The 21,220-nt window shown below is 28.5% G+C and carries 27 protein-coding genes and 4 pseudogenes; 28 read left to right on the top strand and 3 right to left on the bottom strand.

Annotated elements, in window-relative coordinates; all coding sequences use genetic code 11:
- Window positions 1–8: 8 nt before the first annotated feature.
- The 20 genes and pseudogenes from QIA27_RS05765 to QIA27_RS05860 all read left to right on the top strand — a co-directional run bounded on the left by QIA27_RS05765 (window position 9) and on the right by QIA27_RS05860 (window position 11,506).
- A complete protein-coding gene (locus tag QIA27_RS05765; protein WP_418885619.1) occupies window positions 9–464 on the top strand; it encodes a DUF3890 domain-containing protein in 456 nt (151 codons plus the stop codon).
- The gene (locus QIA27_RS05770) at window positions 464–844 is read left to right on the top strand and encodes a DUF1506 family protein (RefSeq protein WP_418906349.1); all 381 of its coding nucleotides are present in this window, start codon (window positions 464–466) and stop codon (window positions 842–844) included. Before QIA27_RS05765 ends, QIA27_RS05770 begins: the two co-directional genes overlap by 1 nt.
- Window positions 835–1,221 carry a hypothetical protein gene (locus QIA27_RS05775; protein ID WP_418906350.1) on the top strand — a complete coding sequence of 129 codons (387 nt, stop codon included), beginning with the start codon at window positions 835–837 and terminating at the stop codon, window positions 1,219–1,221. The genes QIA27_RS05770 and QIA27_RS05775 overlap by 10 nt, the downstream gene beginning before the upstream one ends.
- Window positions 1,218–1,785 (top strand): annotated as a pseudogene (locus QIA27_RS05780) (DUF764 family protein). Before QIA27_RS05775 ends, QIA27_RS05780 begins: the two are co-directional and overlap by 4 nt.
- Window positions 1,766–2,878 (top strand): DUF787 family protein, encoded by a 1,113-nt coding sequence (locus tag QIA27_RS05785; RefSeq protein ID WP_418906351.1) that lies wholly within the window; start codon window positions 1,766–1,768, stop codon window positions 2,876–2,878. The pseudogene QIA27_RS05780 and the gene QIA27_RS05785 overlap by 20 nt, the downstream one beginning before the upstream one ends.
- Window positions 2,879–2,890: 12 nt before the next feature.
- Window positions 2,891–3,317 (top strand): annotated as a pseudogene (locus QIA27_RS05790) (DUF1463 family protein).
- A 15-nt stretch (window positions 3,318–3,332) separates the two neighbouring features.
- Window positions 3,333–3,778: pseudogene (locus QIA27_RS05795) on the top strand (DUF1473 family protein).
- Window positions 3,775–4,011: a DUF1322 family protein gene (locus QIA27_RS05800; protein ID WP_418906352.1), complete on the top strand. Its 237-nt coding sequence runs from the start codon at window positions 3,775–3,777 to the stop codon at window positions 4,009–4,011. Before QIA27_RS05795 ends, QIA27_RS05800 begins: the two are co-directional and overlap by 4 nt.
- A gap of 7 nt (window positions 4,012–4,018) precedes the next feature.
- Window positions 4,019–5,326: pseudogene (locus QIA27_RS05805) on the top strand (DUF759 family protein).
- A gap of 34 nt (window positions 5,327–5,360) precedes the next feature.
- Window positions 5,361–5,975 carry a DUF792 family protein gene (locus QIA27_RS05810; RefSeq protein ID WP_418906353.1) on the top strand — a complete coding sequence of 205 codons (615 nt, stop codon included), beginning with the start codon at window positions 5,361–5,363 and terminating at the stop codon, window positions 5,973–5,975.
- Between the two features lie 3 nt (window positions 5,976–5,978).
- Window positions 5,979–6,968 carry a DUF693 family protein gene (locus tag QIA27_RS05815; RefSeq protein WP_418906354.1) on the top strand — a complete coding sequence of 330 codons (990 nt, stop codon included), beginning with the start codon at window positions 5,979–5,981 and terminating at the stop codon, window positions 6,966–6,968.
- 12 nt (window positions 6,969–6,980) lie between these two features.
- Window positions 6,981–7,532, top strand: a complete 552-nt coding sequence (locus tag QIA27_RS05820; RefSeq protein WP_418906355.1) for a DUF777 family protein — start codon at window positions 6,981–6,983, stop codon at window positions 7,530–7,532.
- A 29-nt stretch (window positions 7,533–7,561) separates the two neighbouring features.
- Window positions 7,562–7,894 carry a DUF2634 domain-containing protein gene (locus tag QIA27_RS05825; RefSeq protein ID WP_418906356.1) on the top strand — a complete coding sequence of 111 codons (333 nt, stop codon included), beginning with the start codon at window positions 7,562–7,564 and terminating at the stop codon, window positions 7,892–7,894.
- Window positions 7,891–8,769, top strand: coding sequence for a DUF276 domain-containing protein (locus QIA27_RS05830; protein ID WP_418906357.1), 879 nt, complete (start codon window positions 7,891–7,893; stop codon window positions 8,767–8,769). Before QIA27_RS05825 ends, QIA27_RS05830 begins: the two co-directional genes overlap by 4 nt.
- Before the next feature lie 5 nt (window positions 8,770–8,774).
- Window positions 8,775–9,380, top strand: coding sequence for a DUF735 family protein (locus QIA27_RS05835; protein WP_418906358.1), 606 nt, complete (start codon window positions 8,775–8,777; stop codon window positions 9,378–9,380).
- Between the two features lie 9 nt (window positions 9,381–9,389).
- Window positions 9,390–10,205: a DUF685 domain-containing protein gene (locus tag QIA27_RS05840; RefSeq protein WP_418906330.1), complete on the top strand. Its 816-nt coding sequence runs from the start codon at window positions 9,390–9,392 to the stop codon at window positions 10,203–10,205.
- Window positions 10,206–10,277: 72 nt separating this feature from the next.
- Window positions 10,278–10,484 carry a BlyA family holin gene (locus QIA27_RS05845; RefSeq protein ID WP_418906331.1) on the top strand — a complete coding sequence of 69 codons (207 nt, stop codon included), beginning with the start codon at window positions 10,278–10,280 and terminating at the stop codon, window positions 10,482–10,484.
- 3 nt (window positions 10,485–10,487) lie between these two features.
- The gene (locus QIA27_RS05850; RefSeq protein WP_418906332.1) at window positions 10,488–10,835 is read left to right on the top strand and encodes a BlyB family putative holin accessory protein; all 348 of its coding nucleotides are present in this window, start codon (window positions 10,488–10,490) and stop codon (window positions 10,833–10,835) included.
- Window positions 10,825–11,160, top strand: a complete 336-nt coding sequence (locus tag QIA27_RS05855) for a BlyB family putative holin accessory protein (protein WP_418885638.1) — start codon at window positions 10,825–10,827, stop codon at window positions 11,158–11,160. The genes QIA27_RS05850 and QIA27_RS05855 overlap by 11 nt, the downstream gene beginning before the upstream one ends.
- A complete protein-coding gene (locus QIA27_RS05860; protein ID WP_418906359.1) occupies window positions 11,153–11,506 on the top strand; it encodes a BBA14 family lipoprotein in 354 nt (117 codons plus the stop codon). Before QIA27_RS05855 ends, QIA27_RS05860 begins: the two co-directional genes overlap by 8 nt.
- A 139-nt stretch (window positions 11,507–11,645) precedes the next feature.
- On the opposite strand, the gene revA is transcribed toward QIA27_RS05860, so the two are convergent.
- Complete coding sequence (gene revA, locus QIA27_RS05865) at window positions 11,646–12,149, bottom strand: fibronectin-binding protein RevA (RefSeq protein WP_418906360.1); 504 nt, start codon at window positions 12,147–12,149, stop codon at window positions 11,646–11,648.
- Between the two features lie 179 nt (window positions 12,150–12,328).
- Between revA and QIA27_RS05870 the strand changes: the two genes are divergently transcribed.
- Window positions 12,329–12,772 (top strand): Mlp family lipoprotein, encoded by a 444-nt coding sequence (locus tag QIA27_RS05870; protein ID WP_418906361.1) that lies wholly within the window; start codon window positions 12,329–12,331, stop codon window positions 12,770–12,772.
- A 42-nt stretch (window positions 12,773–12,814) separates the two neighbouring features.
- Here the strand turns inward: QIA27_RS05870 and QIA27_RS05875 are convergent, their stop codons facing one another.
- Window positions 12,815–13,822 (bottom strand): ERF family protein, encoded by a 1,008-nt coding sequence (locus QIA27_RS05875; protein WP_418906362.1) that lies wholly within the window; start codon window positions 13,820–13,822, stop codon window positions 12,815–12,817.
- Between the two features lie 396 nt (window positions 13,823–14,218).
- Between QIA27_RS05875 and QIA27_RS05880 the strand changes: the two genes are divergently transcribed.
- From QIA27_RS05880 to QIA27_RS05910, 7 genes are all read left to right on the top strand, one after another.
- Window positions 14,219–15,310, top strand: a complete 1,092-nt coding sequence (locus QIA27_RS05880; protein WP_418906363.1) for a plasmid maintenance protein — start codon at window positions 14,219–14,221, stop codon at window positions 15,308–15,310.
- A 9-nt stretch (window positions 15,311–15,319) separates the two neighbouring features.
- The gene (locus QIA27_RS05885) at window positions 15,320–15,877 is read left to right on the top strand and encodes a DUF226 domain-containing protein (protein WP_418906364.1); all 558 of its coding nucleotides are present in this window, start codon (window positions 15,320–15,322) and stop codon (window positions 15,875–15,877) included.
- Window positions 15,853–16,608, top strand: coding sequence for a ParA family protein (locus tag QIA27_RS05890; protein ID WP_418906365.1), 756 nt, complete (start codon window positions 15,853–15,855; stop codon window positions 16,606–16,608). The genes QIA27_RS05885 and QIA27_RS05890 overlap by 25 nt, the downstream gene beginning before the upstream one ends.
- A 50-nt stretch (window positions 16,609–16,658) precedes the next feature.
- On the top strand, window positions 16,659–17,204 hold the full coding sequence (locus QIA27_RS05895) for a chromosome replication/partitioning protein (protein ID WP_418906366.1): 546 nt from the start codon (window positions 16,659–16,661) through the stop codon (window positions 17,202–17,204).
- A gap of 12 nt (window positions 17,205–17,216) precedes the next feature.
- Window positions 17,217–17,735, top strand: coding sequence for a Bdr family repetitive protein (bdr, locus tag QIA27_RS05900; RefSeq protein WP_418906367.1), 519 nt, complete (start codon window positions 17,217–17,219; stop codon window positions 17,733–17,735).
- Window positions 17,736–18,488: 753 nt separating this feature from the next.
- Complete coding sequence (locus QIA27_RS05905) at window positions 18,489–19,817, top strand: DUF244 domain-containing protein (protein WP_418906374.1); 1,329 nt, start codon at window positions 18,489–18,491, stop codon at window positions 19,815–19,817.
- Between the two features lie 50 nt (window positions 19,818–19,867).
- Window positions 19,868–20,293 carry a DUF261 domain-containing protein gene (locus QIA27_RS05910; protein WP_418906368.1) on the top strand — a complete coding sequence of 142 codons (426 nt, stop codon included), beginning with the start codon at window positions 19,868–19,870 and terminating at the stop codon, window positions 20,291–20,293.
- A gap of 5 nt (window positions 20,294–20,298) precedes the next feature.
- Here the strand turns inward: QIA27_RS05910 and QIA27_RS05915 are convergent, their stop codons facing one another.
- Window positions 20,299–21,075, bottom strand: coding sequence for a site-specific integrase (locus QIA27_RS05915; RefSeq protein ID WP_418906369.1), 777 nt, complete (start codon window positions 21,073–21,075; stop codon window positions 20,299–20,301).
- Between the last annotated feature and the right edge of the window lie 145 nt (window positions 21,076–21,220).

Below are 21,220 nucleotides of genomic sequence, written 5' to 3' on the forward strand. Positions count from 1 at the left end.
AAATCAAAGTGAGTGAACAAACAAATTTACAAGTACAAGCACAGAATGAAGAAGAACTTTTAGTAACAAAACTTCATTCTGAAGTGCTACTGCTATTAGGGATAGATAAACTAGCACTAAGCAGGCAAAATTTTCTACTTCATCTATCTTTACTTCAAGCTATTCTAGTAACACGTGGTATTGATGCTAGTTCACTTACATATGAGCAAATATTTTTGCTTACTTTCTACCATATGGGTTGTCAATTAAGAAAGCAAGGGGTTGTTCGCGAATTTGAATTTGATAGGATCAAAAAAGAGAAATTTAACGAACTTGAACTTGATTATTATCCTAGCGGTAGTGGAGGAGATGAGGGTGGTGGAGAAAGTTGTGGATCAAACAAGAACTTTTGTTTGCAACTTGATGCATTTTTAGAAAAACTAAAAAGAGAAACTTCAACACCATCCTGCTTAGGAGTTGTCTAGTGAATGGTGTTAGAAAAAGACTAGCGGATATGTCTGTACGCATGATTAACGTTTTTAAAGACCCTCAATCTTTGAGATTTTATAAAGGCAATCTTGTAAAACTTGAACATGATGACTCTTATCAAAGAGTGTTTGATAAGAACAAGTACATCGAATTTGCTGGGGTTATTATTGACATTAAACCGCAAGAACTTGCAATGCTTTATGACTCCAATATATCTGACATTCAAGGGTATTCTAAACTTTACACATATCAAAACCTTGACTATGAACTGAAAGATAGAATATCAATTTCAGATTTAGTTTATTTTGAAATATTTAGCATTGACTCTTCAATTGGCTACTTTACTTTAGTTTTAAAGGAATTTATATGGGCATAGAAGAATTTACAATTGAGTTAGAAATTGGCTGGTTCGGGGGCCGTTCTAGTATTGCTAGGATGCATGAAAAAGGGGGTGCTAATTTACCAGTAAGAAAACATTTAACTAAAATTGCTGATAGTGCTGAATTTAGAGAATATATCAATAGTGGCTATATAAATTCTAAGTTTCGTACTGATCTTAAATCAGGAATGGATGCTATTGGACAAGCTTTTATAAGATATTACCAGAATTATGTACTATCTGGGCAAGTTGCACCGGGTTTAAAGGCTAGCACAATTGAAAGGAAGTCAAAAAAAGGTAGCAATACCGCATCAATTCCACTTGTGGATACGTCCAAAATGTTATCAGAACTTACTTATAAGGTACTTGAATGATTGTAACTCTAGATGTGATTTTAAATCATTTAATCAAGATATTTAAAGGGTTTAAGACCTATGCAACTGAAAATAATTTTGAATGCGAGATTATGAATACTTACAATCACCCATATCTTTCAAAAATTACAACTGCTAGCCCTAATATCGTAGCATTGAAATTTGATGGCACACAACATCTATTTGATCATAATTGTAATCTCGGTACATTTTACGAAAATGCTTTGGAGTTTAGTCTAGATTTTCAAATATATATTATTGCGGTAGTGTTAAATGCTAAAGATTTTGAGGCTAATTCGCGTATGCTAATGCTTTACAGTATGCTTAGCAAATTTTTACATAATAAAGACCATAAGTACACGTTAGAAAGTCAATCTCAACCCGAATATATAAGAAAAATTAACTTTTATATTTATCTAACATCTAACATGCAAACAGTTGGAATGATTAATTTAGGTACAAAATATAGCAACCATGCATACAGTGCATCTGTAGCATTTAATGCTAGTGTTCAAGCAATCGAAATTTTAAAGGAGGATTAAAATTGCCACAAGATACAATTAGTGTAAGCTTGGTTAAAGCTAGTGTTCAAGCTAACACGCCCAATTATTATAGCCCACTTTTGGTCTACAAAACAGCCAAAATTAAGGTTAAAAAAGATTCTATTAACTACAAAACATTGGATCTAACTGTTAATAACTATGAAAAAGAAATTCAAACTTTAGAAAAAGAAAATGGCAATGGAGAAGAACAGTTTGGAAAAGAAAAAACACTCTTAACAACCGCAATGAAAGATTTTTTTAATTCAACTGAAGAGTCAACAAAATCCGCTGTTCTTTTTATTTATAAGGATAAACCTGAAGAATTAAAAAATTATCTAAAAGTGCATAGACACTCTTTTGTTGTGCTTATTAATACTGAAGGTGATAATTCGGATGATGGACTAAAAATTTACAAAGACGACTATGATAAGTTCAAAATGTCTTCAACTTTTTTTGTATTCTCAACTAAAGAACAAGAAATAAAAGAACTGTTTAAGGATAAAGGCGATATTGAAAAAGAAGGAAATATTGTTGTTTATAGTAATAATAGAGACAATCTACATTTAAAATTTGTAAGTGCGTATTTGCATCAAGCAAGTATTTTTCATTCTGTTAATCCTTATGGTATGCCACTAGCCGCCAAACCACTTCTTGATGATGCTGTGATTAAAAAGTTAAGGGATACAAAAATCAATTTTTACTCACTTCTTAATGAAACTGGACTTGATGGTATATCCGCTTTTAAAGAGGGTGTTGATCTAACTGGAAAATCAATAGATAAGATTTTTACTTATCATTACATAAAAAACGAGGCTATTGTTGAGCTTATTCGAATTTGGAATAAAAACAATAGACAAAACAGCAAATTATCCGCACTACAACTTAGTGGCGCTAGAGATAATGCATATACTTCTGCTATTGAATGCCTACTAAAACGGTTTATCGATAGGGGACTGATTGTAGAATACAAAGACTTAAAGCTTACCCTTTCAGGCACTAAACAGCTTAAATTAGAACTTAGTGTGAATATTACTTACAACTTTAGTATTAATGCTGTTACTTTAGTAATTACTTCTCAAGATATAGTTGATTATCAAAATAGTTTAAACGTATAAGGAGTTAAAATTATGCAATTTTATGATTTAAGAGAAGTTTACTTTTCAATCGGTGGTATACAACTGCATAGTGGCAAACTTGAGCTTACAAGTGAACCTACAACAAGAGCAGTGGTTAGCACTGAAGATAAGGATTTCCTGTAATAAGCTTACGAGATCCTAAAACGATAACTTATATTTTCAACATTGAAGTTACTCTAGGTAGTCATGATTATATTGCACTAACTGAAATTGCAGATGATCAGTTTTATAACATGGATGTTAGCAAATATGATAAAATGCTTGATTTAGCATTCAATGATAGAATTGCTACCAAAATTATTTCTAACCATGCAATTTTCACTGAAGAACCGTCAAGAAGTTATTCGCTGAAGCTGAAAAAGTAACTTTTGAAATTAGGGCTATTAATTGCAAAAAAACAAAACCAAACAAAAATTAAAAGGAGATTCTTTCTATGATAATGAGATATAAAATGAAAATTTTAACCAAAAACAAAACATATGAATATCCACTTAGAGTATTACCAGTCTATGAATGGGATAGAGTCCTCGGATTTAATCAAAGTGACGCTATTTATAAGCTTAATGAAGTGAAATATTTAAGAGAAATTACAACTTAATGATAAGTCCGAAATTTTTAGATGAATTTTATGTAATTTTAGATGCAAATAGAGAATTTATCTCTTACTACAAGGACTATCTTGTTGCTATTATCTACACCGCGCAATTCAATACTTTTCACGCAGATAATGATCTTAAAAAACCGGCTTTAGTATTTTTGAGTGAATATGAAAACAATGTTGGTGATTTTGTTACTTTTGACTACATCAATGATAATTTTGATTATACAAAAGTAACTTCTACACTTACATCAAATTCTACTGAACTGGTTGCTAAATGAGCAAAATAAATAAAGAGATTGGCAAAACTATTGCTAGTCTTAATGAGAGTAGAAAAAAGTATTTCACCTTACTTGAAGAGATAAAAAACGATAAATACTATTTTCCAGTAATTATGAATATTTGCTCATATGATGATGTTAAGAAAATGCCTTATGATGAGCTTTTAGAAGTTAATCGTATTGCTGATCTTAAATTAGAAAAAGAATTGTATGAGTTAATTTTGAGTAAATGAGGGATTAATGAGCGACAAATTCACCATTAAATTTAAGGGCGTTCTTGATCATGCAGCAACAAAAAAGGCTATCGAACAAGATATTACCAAAATGGAAAAATATCTTAAACCTAAAAAATCTAGTTTGGGTAGTACTAAAGATATTGTAAAAAATAATTTGTCTGATAAGAAAAAAGAACTAAGCAAACAAACTAAATTTGAAAGCTTAAGAGAGCGTGTTGAGAAATATAGGCTAACACAAACTAAAAAGCTTATGAAACAAGGCATGGGTTTTGAAAAAGCTCGAAAAGAAGCTTTTAAAAGATCTTTAATGTCGGATAGAGATAAAAGACGCCTTGAGTATAAAGAACTTGCAAAAGAATCAAAAGCAAAAAGTAAATTGCTAGCGGCTTCTCAAGGGAAAGGACTTGTTGCCAAAATTGCTATAGGTAGCGCCCTAGGAACTGTTATTGGCAACGCTGTTAGTAAAGCAGCAGGTGGGATTTTTGGTTTTGCGTTTGGTTGGATTAAAAAATCAGTTGAAGCAGTTTCTCAACAGAGAAAAGCGCAACACCTCAATAGCGCATTTTATACAGAAAAACAACGGGCATTATTTATGGGAACTAAAGATAAGGAAGGGAATATTACCGGGGGAATCCTTAATACTAGAAAAGGATTTGAGCGCAGCTTAGAAAAAGAAGAGTTTCTGCGGCAATTTTCTCTTATTAAGGGGACTCTAACAAGCATGAACCAGTTGACTCCAGAGAGATTAAAACTTACGGGGGAAATGATGGCCGATCTTGTATCTAGCGGTCAAGCTAGCATGCAAGAGGCTGCAGCACTTGTTGACGCGCATATTAGAGGATATGGAAACCTTTATAAAACAATGGAGGGCACAATAAAAGGCGAAAAATATACGGTACAAGCAAAAGATAACTATGAAAGAGACGCTCGGGGCAAAGATTATAACTTTAGATTTAAGAAATTAAAAGAAATAAAAGATGATTACGCAAGTTAGGGACTTACAAAACCTGCTGACGAGAAAGAAGAAATTGATATCAAGTTAACCAGGCTTGAGCAATCTCTTATGGATGTGACTGCTGGAGCTATGAAACCGGTGCTTGATGGTGCTTCAGAAATAATTGCCTGGGTCGAAGACTTGATGAAAACGTATAGTACAGGGGGCATTACTGGTGTTTTAACCAAAATGGTTACAAGTGCTCTTAGTTCTATAGGTTCTGCAATTGCTGCTGGATTTAGCGCTGCGTGGCGAGGTTTTGTAAGTCTCTTACCGGTAGGGTTACAAAAACTACTAAAAAAATTGGGCTATTATTGAGGATTTTTAGTGTTATTTGATAAAAGGTAATTTTATGGACATTATAAATAAAAATATTGACAATGGCGAAAATAAAAAAGAAAAGGAAAAGTCATCTCCGGAGAATACTCAATTAATAAGAGATATAACAACCCAAATATCTGCTCTTTTTGGAGCAGACAACTTTTTAATGCTATTCCCTAGACTAGATTTAAAAGGTTTTGGGTATGTGCCACAATTGTTTTTTATAAAACCAAAAACCCAGCTAATCTCGCGGTCTTACAACACTAGTTACTCTAAACGCCCGACTATCAACTATTATGATAGAAAAGCGACATACGTAAGCTACAACCCCGTAATGACTGGAGAACATATTTCATTAAACGGTGGAGTACTGACTTCTCTATACAAAGAAATGCTTTCACCACTCAAAAAGACTGTTTTTGGCAATTCTTTACTCCGTTTTGACGCCCACCTTGTAAAAGAACAACTAGCCAACAGACTACAAGCTCAAGTTCCTTTTACTATCTACAGTCCAACTTTTGGATTTAAAGAATTAGCTATAATTACAAATCTTTCGTTTAAGGACACTCCCTTCATTGATGAAGTTGAAGTTAGTCTATCAATGGAAGTAGTGAAAACGTTTACATTAGAAAAATATAAAGGATAATATATGTTAGTAAATCACGATTTTAAAACAGTGTTACTAAGTTATGATTTTAAAATTGAGTTTTATGATGTAGATGAATCAAAAAAATCAACTGATGGAACTCCTTTTCCGAAAAAAATTCCTAAAATTATAATCAATACACAAGGCGGAATTCATGTTGATATTTCCATATTTAATAGATTATCAGAAGACTTAAATACTGTAAGTTCCAAACAAGCAAAAATTGTTCTGTGGAACTTGCCACTAGACTTTACAGACCACATTAAATTCGGAGATATTGTAAAAATATATTATAAGAAATTTGCTTATGAAAAAAAATTTGATTTCATAATGGCAGGCACTTTAGAGCACCCCATGAGCACTGATTATCCTGGTGGAGATTTTAGTGTCGAGCTTGAAGTTAAATTATTAACTAATAGCAACTTCTTCAATCGCAAATTGAAGGACAAAGAGGGAAAAGTGGGTAAAAACTTTAAGGGCATGACGGTGCAAGATGCGATAGAGTCTGTATTTCCTAATCGCAATATCATTAACATGAATGATAAAGATAAACTTAAAGTAATCGACAAAAATATTTATGCCTCAACACCAAAAGAGTTTATTGAAAAAATAATAAAAGGAAAATACGTTCATAACGTAATAACTGATGCTGGCTATCATGATTACGAAATTGAATGCAACTTTATATTTACTAATTACAATCAAGAGAGTGAAGATATTCACTATGAGGCATTAGAAGATTATGGACTTGAATTTATACCACAACAAGAAGTTGATATTGAACCTGAATTTAAGACAAGGCGTATATATTGGAACGCTAAAATATTTTATACACATAAACTAAGAGTTGGTGATAAAGTTTCATTTATAGACGGACTAGGAAACATTATAAAAAACACCATACAAGAAACAAGTGCGGGGCTTAGCAACACAGGAGATTGTTCATTATCACTTAAGCTATATGACGCCTCTAATTTTGCACCAATGAGATAATAAGGGGGTAAAATGGACTTAGAGCATATAATTTACAAAATGAACAAGCGCATTTATGGAAATACATTAACACAAGAAGACGTAAAAAATTGGATTTATTCAAATATTTTCATAACTCGAATTGGCGCTGTAAAAGAATTTAACCGGCAAACACAAGAGGCTGTAGTTACAATACCAGAATTTGAAGACTTAGAAATTCAAACAAAAAATATTTCTAATATCAGTTTTGAATTATCAAAAGGTGATACTGTTATACTTCTTCAATCAAGCATTAACATTTTTGATAAAAATGATGATATTCATTTTGACAAACATCATTTTTATATACTTAGCGCAATTGGTCCAAAAACTTTAAATTTAATTTCTGATACTGTTAAGATAAAAGCAAATAGCAGAATTGAAATAGCTAACCAAACAACTAGCTTAAAAGAAATTCTAGATAGTATTCTCAGCGCTATCAACGGTATAACTATCATAGGAGACGAAAAAACAACTATTAACTATCCAGCATTACAAGCGGTGACCTCTAGAATTTCTGCTAATATCAACAGTTTGTTTAAGTAATTTTTGCTAAATATGGTATAATTACTAGTATGGATTTAAGAATTAGTAATGATTTTAAATTGGTATTTAATAACGATGTATCAATTGTTGATGGAATTGACGAGCAAAAACAAAAACTGTTTTTATTCTTAAAAACATTAAAGGGAAGTCTAAGCTATGCTCCTAATTGGGGACTAGACTACTTTTTACTTTTGAAACTATTAAAAATTAACAATCTTCAAGCTATAAAAAACTATTTTCATGAAATATCTAAAGAACTTAACTTAGATATAATAAATATTTCGACTGCTGTAAAAGATCGCAAAGCACATATATCCTTTTTTTTCTCCGGGGACATTTTGAATATGGAGTTTAATTTATGAGCATTGTTTTTGATTCTGATTTTGGCATTCTAAAGCGTACAATTAAGGATATAGTACGGGCAAAAAGAGAATACTTACGGATAAATTATGGGATTAACATTGATGATAGTAATAGCTCGATTTACAACATGATTGCATCTTCTTTAGCATTGATTGAAGAAGAAGTAATTAATGAACTTAATCTCTTTTTTTCTAAAATGAAACCCGGTGGTAGCTATTGGTCTGCAATTGAAGAACACATTTCTTCTAAAAGCGCAACTTACAGTGCAGTTAGAGCTGCTTTACTTAATCTTTATGGGGTAGAGTACGCAAACATTAAAAGTTCCGCTGGTAAAGCTAATATATACCTAATTTTGAAAGAAGATTTACTAGACGCTGGTAAAACTACTATTAATAATTCAGAATTTAAAGCAAAACTTTGGGAAACATTGTATCTTACAACTCCTAGTGGCCCTTTACTTGAGGGTGATATAGAAATTGATGGACTCAACCCAACTGGACAACGAAAATCTTATAAAATATCACTTGGAAAAAGAAAATATGTTTATATGAAAGTAAAATATAAACTTGACCTTAAAAACTATCTCTACTTAAACATAGACTCTCAAATTAGAAACATATACTCTAGGATTATTTCAAATAACTATTCTGATATGGGAATTAGCTTTGAGTATCAAGACTTTTTTGCGCCCGTTAATGAAGTAAAAGGGATTAAGTTTATGGAAATAAAAGCTTGTGTTAAAGATACAGACACTGAAAGTATTTCAAAAATCAGTGATAGCGATTTTCAAACAAATCAAGATATTACCATTACTGATGATACAATGCTGATTTTCAATACAACTGAACGACTACTTATTGGCATTGATACTTGAAAATTATGAAAATACCTAATTTTTTACAAAACACTGAAGTTCACAAATTTATACGTACAGAATTGGAATACGCACAAACACTGCTTAATGAACTTAAATTCATGAATTCTAACTTTATATCCATTAGTGCAAAAGAAAATGTAAAATCAAGATATATTGCCATATGGCTATATCAAGTCTTATCAATTTTCTATGCAAAAACTCAAACTTTACAAAGTATTACAACCAACATCAACAGCGTTATTTTTGCTTTACGCCATATTGGCACTGATGAATCGTTTAGACTGATTTTCAAGGCGTTTTTAAATGTAGATATTACAGTTAATACACCAGAAGCCGGTGTTATTGATATCTCACTAAAAGGGACAATAAAAACAAATTTTATTACATTTATTTCCCCTAGCACTGCAAAAGGAAACCCGCTTAGAAAGATATTAATTAGAGAAAAAAAAGATGGATATGCTGCATCTAAAAAGGCTTTAGTATTCAACTCTCTTCCTAAAGGATATGATCATTCAATTTATGCTTTCATAAAAAGGATTATTCCTATTGGTAGAGTTCTTAAAATTAATAATAAAGATGGTGAAAATATTATCACTTTTAATAATTAAGGGGGCTTAATGGCTGATGATCAAGAAAAATTACTAATTGATGAACAAGAAACTGTTCAAATAAAAGATTTAAATAAGGTAGGTGTTGTTAACAATGATGATCTTTTACTGCTTGATGATGGAGTTGCAAGTTGCAACGCTATTACTTTTAAAGATTTTTTAAAAACCGCTAAAGACAAAACATTTAAAGGTGAAGGACTTGACTATTTTAAAGAGATAATTAAGTCTACAATCGCTGAAGAACTTGCAGCTGATGAGGAGTTTGTAAAAAAAATTTACGCTAAAATAACGAATAAACTAATTAACAATGACTCTACTAATATTGTAAGCCTTTATTATAAAATCAAGTCATACCTTGAAAGTGGCATGCCATCAGCTACCCTACATTATCATGATAAACTTTTAATCATGTCTCATTCAACAAACACTATTCAAAAAACACCTGTTCCTGAACAAATAACTGGCTTACCATTTGGTTATCATCCTTACAGACAAAAAACTTTAGGTACCACGTTTTATCCGTATGAATACAAGGGTAGTTTAAAAACTATTAATATGGACGATTACGGCGATGTAACTCTTGTTTGCAATAAAAGTCTTGACGATGTTCCCCATTACCTTGATATTGATATTGACATAAAACACCCTAGCAATGGGAGTAAATCATTATACCTAAAGTATTACGATGAAAGTGAAAAAAATCTGGTTTATCTGCATGAGGGCTCCTCTTCAATATCTATTAGGGTCCCTATGTACAAAGGATGGTATGTCCAAAAAAGATCCCTCAGATCAGGAAATCCAATCCCAGTTTATTGCAAACTGTAAACTATTTTAGCAAAAATTACAGTTTTGGTATATAATGTATATATCAAAAAAAATTAAAATGAAGGATTAAAAATGGATATTAAAATAACTGAACTTCTTATTAATTTAAACGAAATTAAACTTATAGCCGTAATGATTTTTGTCACTGTACTAGTTCTAGGAGTGCTAATTCTTCTAAAACCTTTACTAAAAGACATATTATCTATAGTAATAGGCAAGATTTTTAGAAATGGCAATGGCAATGGAAATGGCAACAATCATATTAAAAAACGGGATTAATTTATGAAATTATCTAAAGATAATATTGAGCTTGGACTTACGTCCATATCAAACCTTATTGAAATATTTTCTAAATTTGAAGATGAATTTGATGAGATTGCTCATAAAGGATTTTTTTTAGTTTATGAGCTGTATTCTCATTACAAATTAATCTATAAATCAAATATGGAAAGACTTGAGAATGCATTAACTCCAACAATAGCTAAAACACTAGCTCCAATTAATGAGAAAATCAACAGGTGTATTGATCTAGTTAATTCTGATGAAAAAAATCTAAAAATATCTAATGATCTAAAATTCAATAAGGAAGGAAAACCTATCTACCAAGAGGGGATAAATAATGCAAAATGACACTGTTGGTTTAGGACTTAATTTACTATCTAACTTAACTAATATAGCTAAAAATACTACAAACATAGATGAAAACTATATTAATACTTTTAGTAGGGTAATAGATTTTTTCTACAAAACATATATTGAAACACTAAAATCTATGGAAACAGCCGAATCAATGAGAATATTTGCAGAAATACAAGACATATTAAAATGCAATATTGAGATAATAGAGGCTATTTCTAGTAGTAAAAATAAGAAAATTATCTCCTCATTAAAAGCAAAACGCAATAAGATTATGCGGGAATATATCAACATTCTTAAAAGGAGTGAAAATGCTTAAGCTAGTAAACCCCCTTTTGATTATTTTGCTACTATGCTGCACTACTATTGCTAGCCTACCTGGAGAACCAAAACCGCCAATTATTCAAACACTAGAATCTTTAGCTAAATATGAGGCACAACTATCAGATTATGCTATGTACCTAGTAACATTTTTATCTAAAACAAAATCTAAAGTTAATGACCCAAATTATCCAGAATATACTTATCCGGATTTATCAACACTAAAAGACGAACACTCAATAACTTCGATAAAATATAATATCAAACTACTTTTAGAGTACATCAAAAAAACAAAACCCATAGCAAAAAAAGTCTATAATACGTATTCAAAGTTAAAAATGTAAATTACAAAAAGAGTGTTCTTGCAAGAACTTATGCTTTATATTAAACAAATTAGCTTTTACAACAGAAGAAAATCTAGATATTAAATCTAATTTAATCTAATATCTAGATTTTAACATTTTTAATATGATTATTTACTAATCAATGAGTACCTTCTTCTAGAAACTCTATTATTTTATCTATCTGTCCTACAGCTTCTTTAGACATTTCTGCTCCTTTGCCAGAAGTATTACTTCCACTGAACTTTACAGTTACTCCAACCAATTTTGCTTCTTTCCATATTTTTCTTTTTTCACTTTCATTATCCTTATCAGTAATACCTTCGATTGTTTGTTTAGCTAATTTTAAAGCTGCTAATTTAGCTGTTAATTTATCTTTAAAAAGACTTTGTAACTTTAATAGTTTTTCTTTAAGTTCTGCATTATCTACATCTTTAAATTTTTCTTTTAATTGATTTATTTCATCTTTATACCCTTTAAATTTGTCACAATCAGTGTCATTTTTAAGAGTTGAAATCTCTGAAAAGATTGAATCTATTTCTTTTTTTTCTTCTTCATATGCTTTTTTTTCTTCTTCATATAAGCTACAAGCCATTACAAATAATGTCGATATACAAAATAATTTAACTATGTTTTTAATTTCCATTAGTTACTCCTTTATTTAATAATAATGAAGGTAAAAATAGCACAACATTTTAAAATATAAACCTATCAATTAAAACTTGCGTTAATTTTTTAAAAATTTCTAAAAACAAGATCTATAATTACAAGAATAAACTTTTTTGTTACTTAATGTATTGTACTGAAGAGAAAAAGGAGATAAAAATGAAAATTATCAATGTATTATTTTGTTTATTTTTTATTATGCTAAATAGCTGTAATTCTAATAATAACGACGCTTTTAAGAAAAATAATAAAAATAATACCCAAGAAGTAAAAAGCAGGGCAAAACGAGATATAAGCGAACAACAAGAAAAACCAAAATCTAAAGAAGACCTGCTTAAAGACAAGCTCTCTGAAGATCAAAAAAAACAACTTAAATGGTTAAAAGACACATTGGAGAATGAAAAATTTGATAAATTTTTAGGATATGATGAAGATAAAATAAAATCGGCACTTGATCATATAAAAAGTGAACTTGATAGCTGTAATGGGGATCAAGCCAATGAACAGAAAAGTACTTTTAAAACTTTGGTTAAAGAATTCTTTAAAGGCGATGATATAAATAATTTCAAAACTGATGTAGTTAGTACATGTAATAATCCATAATATACTAGCCCCCTTATTGTGGGGGCTTTACTAAACATACTGCTATGCTGCAAATATATAATCAAATTGTTTATCTTCTTTTAACACACTAAAGAATATTAACGGGCTAGGGCCATAAGTAGTCCTCTTAAACGCCATAAACTTTTCAAAATCTTGTAAATCCTTTAATCTATTATTTTTCTTGAAGTAGCTTTTTATAATCTCCGCCCAATAGTTTATACTCTTAAAATCACTATTTTTCTCAAAATACGAGATTAAATCGGCTTCAATTTTCTTGATATCATCTATATTATTGGGGTCTACATTCTGAATAAAGCTTATTTTTTGAATAATTGAGTTTATATCATCTTTTATTTTAGAATCATTTACCCAATTTTTTATATTAGATAGAGCGTCTTTAAAAATACCGTAGTAATAAAACCTATCTTTTTTCTGTTTTTGAATAGTGTTGTTTTTTTGTTCAGAATTATTGTCTTTTCTTTGATTGTAATATCTCTCTTGTTTTTGTTCTTGCTTTCGATTAAAACTAACTTGCTTGTTAGGCATATAATTTTTGTTTTCATAATTATTGTAATTAGGGTCTGCATCAGTATCCATTTCACTTTCTACCATGAGAAATGAAGCTAACGCATACCTTTTGGTATAAGTAATAGCTGAGCCAAATCGATGATACACTGTATTTGTAACTTTAGTACTATTTTCATCATCATTATCATTGAATTGTAAATTTTCTGTAAACATTGGTGTATCAAAAGAAAATTCATATCTAGTACTTCTGCTGAAAAATGTAGTCCTAATAACGTGCTCCTTTTGACCATCTACATATTTAGAAGTTGGATATTGCCATAAACAAATATCTAAATTATGATTTTTAATAACGTTTTTAATTTCTTTAGCTATTTCGTTATAATTCTGATACTTATAACCATATCCCTGAAGATTTTTATCAATCCCTGATAAATTTATAATTAGGGTGTGCATATCTTTTTTGAAGTCTATTTCTGCTTGTATATTATTTTGTATATCTTGATTATTTGTTACTTGTGACATAATCGTCAACCTCCATGAATTTGTTTAATAATAATTATATAGCAAAAACTATTTTTGCCAACTTTTTAACAAAATTTTTTGTAAAAAGAAGTGGGACTTAACCAAACTCTCTTTACAAAGAATCTCGTTAAGTGCCCACTGTATTATTATTTTCTTGCAAATTAACAAATTCAGGTAGGTGCCAATGTCAATATTTAAACAACTACGCTTTTTGTAGTGTAGCCCAATTTAGAATTAAAATCAATTTTCTTTTACTAAATTATAAAAAGTGTATTAAATTAATGAGATTAATAATTAAAATTTAATATTTTTTCTTAGAAAAGTCTTTACTTTTAAATCAAAATTATGCACTATATTATTAATTATTATTAAACAAATTCATGGAGGTTGACGGTCATGACACTAACAATCAATAAAAAAAGTCCAAATTGCCACAACAAACACCAACACAAATTAATTGTTCTTATTTCAACACTAGACTACGTAAACATAAAATATCCAAAATATACCCAAAAAAATATACTATATTACTTTAATAAAAATCTTAAAAAAAATGGTCAAGATACTGTTACGCTAAAAACATTGCAAAAATATCTTTATAAATTAGAAAAAGAAATAAAAGTTACATCAAATTACCACAAACACCTGGGGGTAAATTGTGGGACTGAAATTTACTATAAACTCATTTATCCAAAAAAAGAGTGTTACTTTAAAATTAATAAATTCTTTGAAGATAAAAAACACTCAAGATTTAAAAAAAGAGTTGAAAACCACTATTTGGACAAATCCCCTTTAAGGGGGAGTGTAAATTTGGGGGAGTGTTTAAGTAATAAAAATAATAATATAAAAGAAGAAAGAAATAAAAAAATAGAAAATTTTCAAGTAATAAACTATTACAATAAATGTAACTTTAAAGATAAAGAATTTCTTCTAATTTTATTAAACTTAGATATTAGTAAAGATAAAAAAATTGAAATAATTAAAGCTTTAAAAAGATTTGAAATTAAAACAACAAAACATAAAAATGTACATTTTAACAAAAATTCTTTAAAAGAAAAGCAAAACAAATTGAAAGAAATTTTAAACAATAATCAAAAAAAATTAGAAAAAAACGGGTATAATCCCAAACATCTGGAAACAAATTTCCAAAAAATATATGAAAATTATAAATTTAAACCCCATTTTATCATTGAAAATCACAAATATAACGATTTAAGCAAAATAATACGCAAATTAGAAAAATCAATTGAAATAAATCGGGAAAATTCACAAAAAGATTATGAAAATTTAAAGATAAACACTTTCAATATACTTATTGAGCGGCTAAAAAATGTGAAAGAAATTGAAGTTTTAAAGCCAATTATAAAAGATTATTTGAATAGCAAAAAGAAATTAGAATATAATAAAGTATTCGATACGTATTATTATGAATTATTAGAAATAGTAGAAAATGAAAACAATTCTTTAGCGTTAAAAGAAGTTGTATAAGGATTAAGTATGGAAACTGCAATTGAGCCTACCAAAAAAGGTAAATGCAAAGTTGAATGTAAAAATAAAGATAAGTTTATAAAAATTGAGAAAGAAAATGGTAAGGCGATGTACCATACACCAATAATGATGGATTTATACAAATTTGGAGTTTATGAGAAGAAACATGAATTTCGAGTGTCATTAAGGGCCTTGCATAATGGAGAAAGAATTGTTCAAGAAACCCACTTATACCCCCCCAAAGAAGGGGACAAATTTTTGGGAATTTTTTATGGTTTTAGAAAACCAATTAAAAAGGCTTTTGTAAAGTATGAAGCAAATGGAGTTAGAAAATCTTATGGATTTGCAAGGGCATATTATATGGAAGTTAGATTTAAAGCAGGCAGCGTTTTCTTTTATTTTAAGGGATTATACCGCTTATTATATAAAGAAAGAATGAATAATCATTACAACAAAATATTATTTAGTATGTTTACAGATTTAGAAAAACAAGTATATGAATTTTATGGGAAAAAATACCCCGAACAAGGACCACTTACGAAATGGATAATAAAAAACCTAAAATAATAACAATTGCGTCAATTAAGGGCGGTGTTGGTAAAAGCATGTTGTCAATTATATTTTCATATATTTTAAATGAAGCCAACAATAAAGTGTTAGTTGTAGATTTAGATCCTCAAAATAGTTTGACAAGCTATTTTTTACGATATATTAGTAATATTGAAATAAATAATATTTATTATCTATTAAAAAGAGATCAAACAGTGGATTTTAACGAATATATGAATCCAATAAATAATAATATGTATATTATTCCGTCCCATCCCATTTTGTGTAAATTTGAAAAAGAAGATATTACTTATAAAGAGCTTATGTTGGAATTTATTTTTGATCATAACTTACATTATTATAATTTTGATTATGTGATAATAGATACTCCACCCAGTTTAAGTTCTTTATTATTTAATGCTTTAAATATTACACATAAAGTTATAATACCTATTCAAACGGAAAGATGGTCTGTAGAGTCTTTGCCAATATTAATGAATGAAATAAAAGAAGTTGAAATGATAAGAAAAAAAAATATTGACACGTCAATAGTAGAAAACCAATTTATGAAAAATAGAAATACATATAAAGATATCGAAAGTATTTTGCAGCCAAAATACAAGGATCTTATTAAGGGAAGAGTTCATTTTTATAATGCAATTAAGGTTTTTATAAACGAATTAAAAGAGCCGGACAATAAAGAAATTTATTATCAAGAAATGAAAAAAATATTAAACAATTTGTTATAAAAAGTATGCCGGCATATTTATTATAGTAAATTAAAACTTAGGAGGATTAAATGTCAAAATTAAAAGTAAAAAAAATATTATTAAATAATAGAACAGATAGCATTAAAGAATTTGAAAATAACGAACTTGAATATAAAAGTTATAAAGAGCAACTTCGTAGAATTACTATTGATGATATTGATAATAAAATTAAAACAATGAAAATATTATATAAAATAAGGGAAAAAAAACTTTATTTGATAGATGGTTATAAAAAATTTGAAGACTTTTTGTCAGAATTTATAATATCCAGAAGTCAGGCTTTTTTATACCTTAAAATTTATAGAAAAGTATTAGATGGGAGTGTATCAATAAGTGACATTAAAGAAAAAGGATTAAAGGGTGTATATAGAAACATATTAAACACAGAAATTAAAGAGGATAAATCAAGACAAAACCCAATAAAACCGTTAAGATTTCAACTTAAAAGCAAAGAGAGTTACGATTTTTATAAAACCAATTCTAAATTCACAGGGTTCTTATTAGACAAATTATTTAATAATGAAAAAGAAATAATTAAAAGAATTATGAAGGAATATAAACAATTAAAAGGATAATACGTAGATTTTATGAGTAATTTAGCGTACAGAACATATAATATAGAAAGTATAAAGAATGAATTTTTAAATAAAGGGTTTAGTGAGGAGGCAATAGATTTTGTTTTTCTTCACAATGATAATTACAACTTTGAAGTTTTAAAAGAGAAAATGAATTCTTTGGAACAACAAATAATTAATGTAGAAAAGAACTTTCAAAAAGATATATCTAGATTGGATACTAAAATAGATAGTGTAAAAAACGAACTTAATGCGAAAATAGATAGTGTAAAAAACGAACTTAATGCGAAAATAGATAGTTTAGATACTAAAATAGATAATGTAGAGAAGAGTTTAAACGCTAAAATAGATGGTGTAGAGAAGAGTTTAAACGCTAAAATAGATAGTTTAGAAAAGACTTTACAAAAGGATATATCTAGTTTAAAAAATGAACTTAATGCAAGCAATAGAACAATACAAGTAATGTTAATAGCAGGAATAACACTTGCTCCAATTATTTACTCTATATTCAATAAGTATTTCTTCAATTGAGAATGAGTGAAATTTTTCAAAATATCAAGGGAGTATATAGCGTATTTTTTAAATAGAGATACTATAATCTTGATTTAAATTATTAAAAATAACATTTTATTTTTGCTCTTTTCTAAATTAGAACTTGTTTAAACTTTTAAACAAAAGAACTTAAATAAGTTTTTGTTTTGTAAAAATCCAAATTGATTTTAATTCTAAATTGAATTATGATTAATTAGTAGAATTATTTTTTATAATAAATTCTGCTAAACCCCGGACTTTATTAAATTATTTTAACAAGAGACTTTAATAAAGTCCCCACTGTTTTTTACAAAAAGTTTTACAAACAAATTGACAACAACCATTTTTGCTATATTATTGTCAAATAACGTTGGTTGCATAAACACCAGCAAAGGTTACTTATTTATTATCTATTTAGAATTTTCCAAAAAATCAGTAGTGGGAATTTATCGAATTTCTTTCGTAAGAGATTTTCTATAAGTTCTCTATATTTTTATTTACAAGAAATTTTGTGTAAAAGTTGACAAAAACATATATTATTATATAATAGGTATAGCTAAAAAAATGTTAGTGTCATAAATCATAAATCAAGAATCAATTTAATTAGGTTGGGACTTAACAGATTTTCTAATAAAAGAATATAAAAGAATTTCGTTAAGTCCCAACTTCTTTTTACAAAAAATTTTGTTAAAAAGTTGGCAAAAATAGTTTTTGCTATATAATTATTATTAAACAAATTCATGGAGGTTGACGATTATGTCACTAACAAATAATAATCAAGATATACAAAATAACGGAGTATCTAAAATGATGAATTTTGAGCAACAAAGTTTTATTGGATGTGAAGTGTTTGAAGAAAAATCAAATATTGTTGTTAAAGAAAAAAGCAAATTAAGTAAAATAGGTAAAAAATTACCAGGAATAAGTAGTAGGGAGTGTTTTAGATTTAATAGAAATCTTGATTTTAGCGTGCAAAGAAACAAGCTTGATAAATACGGTGCTAGTGAAGTGGGTACTGTTCTAATTGGTGGAGCTGATCTTAAAGACTTAATGATAAATAGAGTGCTTAAATATTTTGGCATGAGTATACCTTTTGAAGAGAATTTGTATATGCTCAAGGGCAAAGAGTTAGAAAATTTAGGATTTAGAGAATTTGTTAAGACACATGGTGATGATATTGATGTACTATACAAAAACAAATATGCCAACGGTGTTGATAAATATAATTATTCCAAAAAAATAAATGGTTCAGAAAATTTAGTAGGGGCAACAATTGATGGCTGGTTTATAAATAAGGAAGGTAATAAAGAACTTTTAGAGATTAAGAGTAGTGACTCTAATTATATGAGTGGCGCTATAGCGGAGTACAATAAAAATGGCAATTTCTTAAGTAGTAAGTATTTTTTCAAATATTATGTGCAAGCACAAATACAATTAGCATGTACCGGACTTGAGTATTGTAATTTATTCTTCTTGATAGATGCTGCACCAGTTAATTGTAAGATAGAAAGAAATGACTCTTTGATAACAAAAGTTTTAGAATTTGTTCAAAAATGTGAGCGGGAAGTTTTCAATATAAGAAACGAAATTGCTAAAAACCATGGGATTGATTTATTAATCGCAAGTGATCATGATAATGAAACGTTTATTAATCTTGTTGAAGAGATTGAGGAGTTGGTAGTAAAGAGTGATTTTTATCAATCTGGGACTGAGTTTGATTGGGTAAAAGAATTTGTAGAGTATGTTAAGTGTATAGACCTTGAGATTAAAACCGAGCAGGCTGCTATAAATCTTGAGGAGAATCTTATTGAGATTGATAAGCTAAAAGCAGAATTAAATAAAATTCAAAATGAAAATAGAAAAAGAGAAAAACCTATAAAAAATCTGCTCAAAATTAAAATTGATAATATTTTGGATAAATATCCACTAATTCATCATATGAATTACAGATTTAGAGAATTTGTGTTCAATTATGATCCTAAGAAAAGGGCAATATCAGATAGATTTACTGAATTTTTAACAACAAGTAATAAGATATTCTTACCAAGCAATATAGCGTATGCAAATAGTGTCCCCTTTTGAATGGGGATACTAAAGAGTTAAAAAAAATATTTAACATTGGAGGTTGATCAATGATTATTAGTAAAATAAAACAAAGTAATAATGGGTTACTCACAGAGATACAAAAGTGGGGGTGCTATTTTTTATGTCTGCATTACTACACAAGTTTATTTAAGAAACTTGAATTTAATGTTTTTGATATAAATGCATCGTATTACAGATTTTTAGGACTTGGATATATTAGGAGTAATTGTTTTATTAAAGATCCCTGTATGATACTTAATTACTACGGAATTAGAAGTAGCGCAAGATATGAAACTTCTCGTTATTTTGGAACTGCAAATGAATTTGAAATAAGTGAAGTTAAAATTAAAGGAGTTGCTGGATTTCACTTTATTGCTACGAAAGAGCAAGAGATATTATATGATTCTCTTGATTTAAAGCCTCGTGGAAAAGAATTTAAGGGAACTTCAAAACGTATCTTTAAGTTTAAGTAGTTGCACTATAGCTTTAAACTATTTTTGATAAATTTATAAGCTTGAATTTTGTTTGCAGAAGATAGTCCGTAGATATTGTCAATTTCATGGGTTGAAGAGTATTTCATAAGTTCTTTAATTTGAAAAGAATTATAACCATTGGCTTTTAAATTTGAAATAAATAAATTTCTACATAAATGAAGTGATTTATTTACCTTGAAGCCGGACTTTTTAAGAAGATTTTTAAATTTTTTAGAAATATGTATAATGTCAATTTGATTGTCTTTAAACTTGTGTTTGGTTTTTTGGAAAAGATAAGTACGCCTTGTATCAAGATTTTTATCTTCAAAATGATTTTTGTGTACTGTTTGAATAGCCATGAAATCGTTAGCGTCAATGACAATTTCTCTAATACAAGCGATACTTCTTTTTTTTGCTACATTTACTTTTATATTGTAAAGAATTTCACCAGTTTTGCTGGGCAGAGTAGTAATATCTTGCATTTTTACTTTTTGAAGTTCAGTGCCCCTACACCCAGTTATTAAAAGCAAATATACGAACCACCCAGATATTGGATCAATTTGTTTTAGTTGTTTAATACATTTTTCAATTAGTTTTTTAGTTTTTGGAGTTATATAAAACTTAGGACTGGGTTTTAGATTTTCTTTTTTGGTTTTAGATGAATTTTTTAGAGAATTTTTAAGAATTTTATTTTCATCTATAACTTTTTGATAATTTTTTAGTAGGTTGAGGATAAAATCTGTATCACCGTTATTTAAATTAAGATAATTATTGATGTCCATAAAATCTACTCCTTAAAAGTGTTACTTTTAAATTAAGTAAAAGTAATAAAAATAGATAAAAATTACATTTTGTATTTTACCAAAAACTAAAAATTTTAGTCAAATTTTGGTGCTTCTCATTGCATGCGAAATTTGGAATGTAGGA

This window comes from [Borrelia] tanukii, assembly GCF_030439725.2.
GTDB lineage: Bacteria > Spirochaetota > Spirochaetia > Borreliales > Borreliaceae > Borreliella > Borreliella tanukii.

Excerpts from the sequence above, each read along its gene's own strand:
- QIA27_RS05775 (WP_418906350.1), top strand. The coding sequence starts at position 835 with ATGGGCATAGAAGAATTTACAATTGAGTTAGAAATTGGCTGGTTCGGG.
- QIA27_RS05800 (WP_418906352.1), top strand. The coding sequence starts at position 3,775 with ATGAGCAAAATAAATAAAGAGATTGGCAAAACTATTGCTAGTCTTAAT.
- QIA27_RS05810 (WP_418906353.1), top strand. The coding sequence starts at position 5,361 with ATGGACATTATAAATAAAAATATTGACAATGGCGAAAATAAAAAAGAA.
- QIA27_RS05815 (WP_418906354.1), top strand. The coding sequence starts at position 5,979 with ATGTTAGTAAATCACGATTTTAAAACAGTGTTACTAAGTTATGATTTT.
- QIA27_RS05820 (WP_418906355.1), top strand. The coding sequence starts at position 6,981 with ATGGACTTAGAGCATATAATTTACAAAATGAACAAGCGCATTTATGGA.
- QIA27_RS05825 (WP_418906356.1), top strand. The coding sequence starts at position 7,562 with ATGGATTTAAGAATTAGTAATGATTTTAAATTGGTATTTAATAACGAT.
- QIA27_RS05830 (WP_418906357.1), top strand. The coding sequence starts at position 7,891 with ATGAGCATTGTTTTTGATTCTGATTTTGGCATTCTAAAGCGTACAATT.
- QIA27_RS05835 (WP_418906358.1), top strand. The coding sequence starts at position 8,775 with ATGAAAATACCTAATTTTTTACAAAACACTGAAGTTCACAAATTTATA.
- QIA27_RS05840 (WP_418906330.1), top strand. The coding sequence starts at position 9,390 with ATGGCTGATGATCAAGAAAAATTACTAATTGATGAACAAGAAACTGTT.
- QIA27_RS05845 (WP_418906331.1), top strand. The coding sequence starts at position 10,278 with ATGGATATTAAAATAACTGAACTTCTTATTAATTTAAACGAAATTAAA.
- QIA27_RS05850 (WP_418906332.1), top strand. The coding sequence starts at position 10,488 with ATGAAATTATCTAAAGATAATATTGAGCTTGGACTTACGTCCATATCA.
- QIA27_RS05855 (WP_418885638.1), top strand. The coding sequence starts at position 10,825 with ATGCAAAATGACACTGTTGGTTTAGGACTTAATTTACTATCTAACTTA.
- QIA27_RS05860 (WP_418906359.1), top strand. The coding sequence starts at position 11,153 with ATGCTTAAGCTAGTAAACCCCCTTTTGATTATTTTGCTACTATGCTGC.
- revA (WP_418906360.1), bottom strand. The coding sequence starts at position 12,149 with ATGGAAATTAAAAACATAGTTAAATTATTTTGTATATCGACATTATTT.
- QIA27_RS05870 (WP_418906361.1), top strand. The coding sequence starts at position 12,329 with ATGAAAATTATCAATGTATTATTTTGTTTATTTTTTATTATGCTAAAT.
- QIA27_RS05875 (WP_418906362.1), bottom strand. The coding sequence starts at position 13,822 with ATGTCACAAGTAACAAATAATCAAGATATACAAAATAATATACAAGCA.
- QIA27_RS05880 (WP_418906363.1), top strand. The coding sequence starts at position 14,219 with ATGACACTAACAATCAATAAAAAAAGTCCAAATTGCCACAACAAACAC.
- QIA27_RS05885 (WP_418906364.1), top strand. The coding sequence starts at position 15,320 with ATGGAAACTGCAATTGAGCCTACCAAAAAAGGTAAATGCAAAGTTGAA.
- QIA27_RS05890 (WP_418906365.1), top strand. The coding sequence starts at position 15,853 with ATGGATAATAAAAAACCTAAAATAATAACAATTGCGTCAATTAAGGGC.
- QIA27_RS05895 (WP_418906366.1), top strand. The coding sequence starts at position 16,659 with ATGTCAAAATTAAAAGTAAAAAAAATATTATTAAATAATAGAACAGAT.
- bdr (WP_418906367.1), top strand. The coding sequence starts at position 17,217 with ATGAGTAATTTAGCGTACAGAACATATAATATAGAAAGTATAAAGAAT.
- QIA27_RS05910 (WP_418906368.1), top strand. The coding sequence starts at position 19,868 with ATGATTATTAGTAAAATAAAACAAAGTAATAATGGGTTACTCACAGAG.
- QIA27_RS05915 (WP_418906369.1), bottom strand. The coding sequence starts at position 21,075 with ATGGACATCAATAATTATCTTAATTTAAATAACGGTGATACAGATTTT.